Source organism: Coleofasciculus sp. FACHB-712, assembly GCF_014695635.1.
Taxonomy (GTDB): domain Bacteria; phylum Cyanobacteriota; class Cyanobacteriia; order Cyanobacteriales; family FACHB-T130; genus FACHB-T130.
The window spans coordinates 1-3,613 of sequence record NZ_JACJOQ010000694.1 but is presented as its reverse complement, the minus strand read 5'-3'; the positions used below and the strand labels follow the sequence as shown (position 1 = coordinate 3,613).

Annotated in this window: 3 protein-coding genes; 1 reads left to right on the top strand and 2 read right to left on the bottom strand. The window is 38.2% G+C overall.

All coding sequences use genetic code 11. The features are described 5' to 3' along the window. On the top strand, positions 1 to 705 hold a 705-nt coding region (locus tag H6F50_RS25895; RefSeq protein ID WP_190430920.1), incomplete at its 5' end, for a glycosyltransferase family 4 protein. A gap of 222 nt (positions 706 to 927) precedes the next feature. Here H6F50_RS25895 and H6F50_RS25890 read toward each other — a convergent pair. Both H6F50_RS25890 and H6F50_RS25885 read right to left on the bottom strand, forming a co-directional pair. Next, positions 928 to 1,389 carry a tryptophan-rich sensory protein gene (locus tag H6F50_RS25890; RefSeq protein WP_190430921.1) on the bottom strand — a complete coding sequence of 154 codons (462 nt, stop codon included), beginning with the start codon at positions 1,387 to 1,389 and terminating at the stop codon, positions 928 to 930. Positions 1,390 to 1,616: 227 nt separating this feature from the next. Continuing rightward, on the bottom strand, positions 1,617 to 3,410 hold the full coding sequence (locus H6F50_RS25885; protein ID WP_190430919.1) for an AIPR family protein: 1,794 nt from the start codon (positions 3,408 to 3,410) through the stop codon (positions 1,617 to 1,619). Positions 3,411 to 3,613 lie beyond the last annotated feature (203 nt).

Here is a 3,613-nt window from a genome sequence, read left to right as displayed (position 1 = left end):
CCGCTGTTGCGCCGCTATGAGCAGCGCTACTGTTCTAAATTTTCGGCAATTGTGGTGACGACGGAGGAAGATAAGCAACAAATTCAGGAATTTAATCCCAACGCCCAAATTCAGGTGATTCCGAATGGGGTAGATTTTACTCAGTTTCCCATGCGTTCTGCCGATCCGGGAGGACACCGATTAATTTTTGTTGGGGCGATGGATAACACGCCGAATATTGATGCGGTGCGCTTTTTTAGTTTGGAGGTGTTCCCGGAGGTTCAGAAGCGATATCCGGATGCGACGCTGGAATTGGTGGGCGCTCGTCCTGGAACGGAAGTTGTAGATTTAGGGAAGCGTCCTGGGATTACGGTTACGGGGCGTGTACCTTCAATGGCAGAGTATTTGCACAAGTCTTGCGTCTGCGTGGTGCCGATGCGGACAGGATTTGGGATCAAAAATAAAACGTTGGAGGCAATGGCATCTGGGGTGCCCGTAGTGGGGAGCAATCGCGGTTTGGAAGGATTAGCAGTGGACGGGGAAAGCGTGCCGTTACGCGCGTTACGCGCTAATCGGGTGGAAGAGTATGTAGATGCGATCGCTAAGTTGTTTGAAGATGCGGATCTCAGAGAGCAGTTATCGAAAAATGCGCGATCGCTCATCGAAACAGACTACACCTGGGAAAGCGCCGGATCTCGTTACGAACAGGTACTGCTTTCACCTTAAATCCCTCGTTAACGGGGAAAGTCGGATTTCTCCCTCCCCGTACCTTCCTCTATTCCCCGCTAGTGAGGGAAGACAAGCAAGAAGGAAGGATTAAATGTTTCCAAGTAAGCTTTATGCCGCCTTAGCCCCAGGGCGTCCTCGCTTCGACAGAAGTTAAACCCTTGCGCTGGTACCACTCCTCTCAACCTAGCAAGAAGCGGTCAGGAGGGGTCGTCCCCGTCTCTAAGCATCGTCAGGATTAAGTTGCATCATTTTCCAGGTGGTAAAAGTTCCAACCGGACTCCACAACACATAGGGAACAAGCAACAGAGACGCCCAGCCGGAAATTGGTAAGACTGTTAGTGCCAGAATTAGACCTAAAACGGAACCAATTGCGCCAATAATCGTGCCAACTTTGAGACTGCGTAACCTCAGCATCATTGGGTTGTAGGCGACAATTGCAATTTCTACTAAAAGATAGAACGCCATTAGTCCCCAATTTTTGGTGCGTTCCCAGACAATATAAGCTGACCAAGCACCACAAATAAAAACGACTGTCCAGATAAGTGGAATTAATGGCTCAAAGGTTAACCACCTTGGTCGTTGCAGGCGTTTGAACCACTTAACATCATTCGGCGTAATGATGTTACTCCCCATCGCCACTAAAAGAGTCACGCCCCCAATCACCATCCAAGATTTAATAATCATTCCCCTTCCCTTCGCTCCACCAGACCTTGCAAGCCCTTTGTAGCGATTGTGTCAAGTTCAGGAGGAAGCTGTAATCACCCCCTAGTCTGAAACTAAGTAGCGATCGCGCTTAATTTATGTTGGGGTTGGCGAATGCGATCGCTCTTGCTGGTGTTGTGGTTGAGTGAGGATGCGATCGCGCTTCAGCAACATTAGGATGAGATGGATCAGCAAACTTGTATGCGCTAAAACATCCCTTGAGGATATTTAGATTTAGCTGCGGCTTTAATCGTTTGAACAAAATTAGCTGTTTTATTCATTCCTTCCTGCTCTGGTAATGTATTTAGAGTTCTCCCTATTATTTCTATAGCCTCGGTTACAATTTTTACAAACTTATTTTTCCCTTGTACGACACTTATCATTTTTTCACAGTAATCTTTTATTTTTTCGGGAGCGCTGTTGTTAACTTCAGCTCCTAATACTAAATATTTAAATAACATAAGTATATGAAACCTGTATATGTTAAATTCGTTTTGCTCATTACGTGAATTTTTTAAATATTTATGTAGCTCATAATGTACTACTGCACTTGTATAGTATGGCTCAAACGGCTGACCCTCTTTGAAAACTATTTGCTCATCTATTTTTTTCTTTATTCTTGCTCTAAAAGCTGATGATTCATACGGAACATCTAAAAACATTGCAGCATAATATTTTGCCTGATTCATCACTGAAATAATTCTTGATTTAGCTTCAACATTTATGTCTCTTTCGTATTTTCCTTCCTGTCTTCCGTAATAAAGATATATTTGCTCCCTTTCAACTGTATAAGCTCTAGAGCTATAGTAAATCTCAAGGTCTTTATGAAATTTTAATAGAGAGTTTAAGGCTTCATAAGTCACTGTAGTTTGGTTATTTGTAGCAATAGTAATATCATTAGCTATTGCCTGATTTTCCGTATGTATAATTTTTAATGTTAAATAAAGGTTATCTATGCCAGGATAGTTCCTGCATTGATACAAAATATTACTTGTCTGGCATCCATTAACAATTTGATAATCTTCAAGAGTAATATAATCAGCAGAAGAAGTTAATTTATTAGTCACAATAGTTATTCCATTATTTAATATAAAAAATCTATCTAGGTTGCCATTTTCTATAGTTTCTTTTATTTTTCGATTCGTAGGGAATTTTTCATTAAAGTACCGAACATTATCTTCAAAAACATTTCTTATATTACCTGAATTTTCATCAATTATTAACTTTTTAAACTCCGAAAAAGGTAATATACCCATATAGGATGCGTTAATATCATCTATTTGTGGTAAAGATACTTTTCGAGGAAAAGATATTTGTACCTTTGGCTTTGCCAAGGTTTTTCTGTATAAATTATGTAAGTAATTTGTTCCTCTTACTTCTATGTCTACACGACCAAAAATATTTAATTCTAATAAAATAGATTCTTTTTCACTTTCCACCACATCTGTATTAATTCCCAACCTATTTTCTATATCATTTCCCATAAAATAATAAAGTTTACATACTGGTCTTTCGAGCATTATTGATGTTTTCTCAAGTAGCTGGCTTGCTACTTTTGCTTTTTTGTCAATGTTCGCATTCCTTCTTTTTGTTTTTCTTTGATCTGGTTTAGCATAGTCATAAAAAAATTCTTTTACTCCTATAGTAAAATCCCTGAATTTACTAGGATTAAACCTTTTAGTAGTTGTAGATTGCACAAAAATAAAAACTATTTGTACATTATCTTTTTTACCTATAATGTCATCTATTTCGTCTATATCTTCTATTAACTGATTTTCAACTATTATTCCAAGTCCGTCTATTCCAGTATCAGAACCACTGCCTACAAAAAGATTATCTAAGTCTTCCCCTTCAAGATGAGCTGTATAGTCTTGTTTTACTGCACAATAAACTGAAAACTTTTCAAAATCTTTATTCTCATTTACTTGCTCAATTTCATAAGCTTGCATAAATTTTTTTATAAAATCTTTTGTGATTCTATCTAAGCCTGCTTCGCTCATAAAAAACCTTCTCAAAATGAATAGTTAACGCTAAACTCTTATTAAGTGCTTATGTAAAATAAATTACACATAATAAAAAGTAGAATAAGCTAAAACAAAAGTCAAGAAAACAAGAGACTTATGAGATTTATTAGAGATTTAAGCCGAGAAACTCAAAGGATTCTCAAAAGAATTTATAAAGAAAGTAGACATCATCAAGTGAG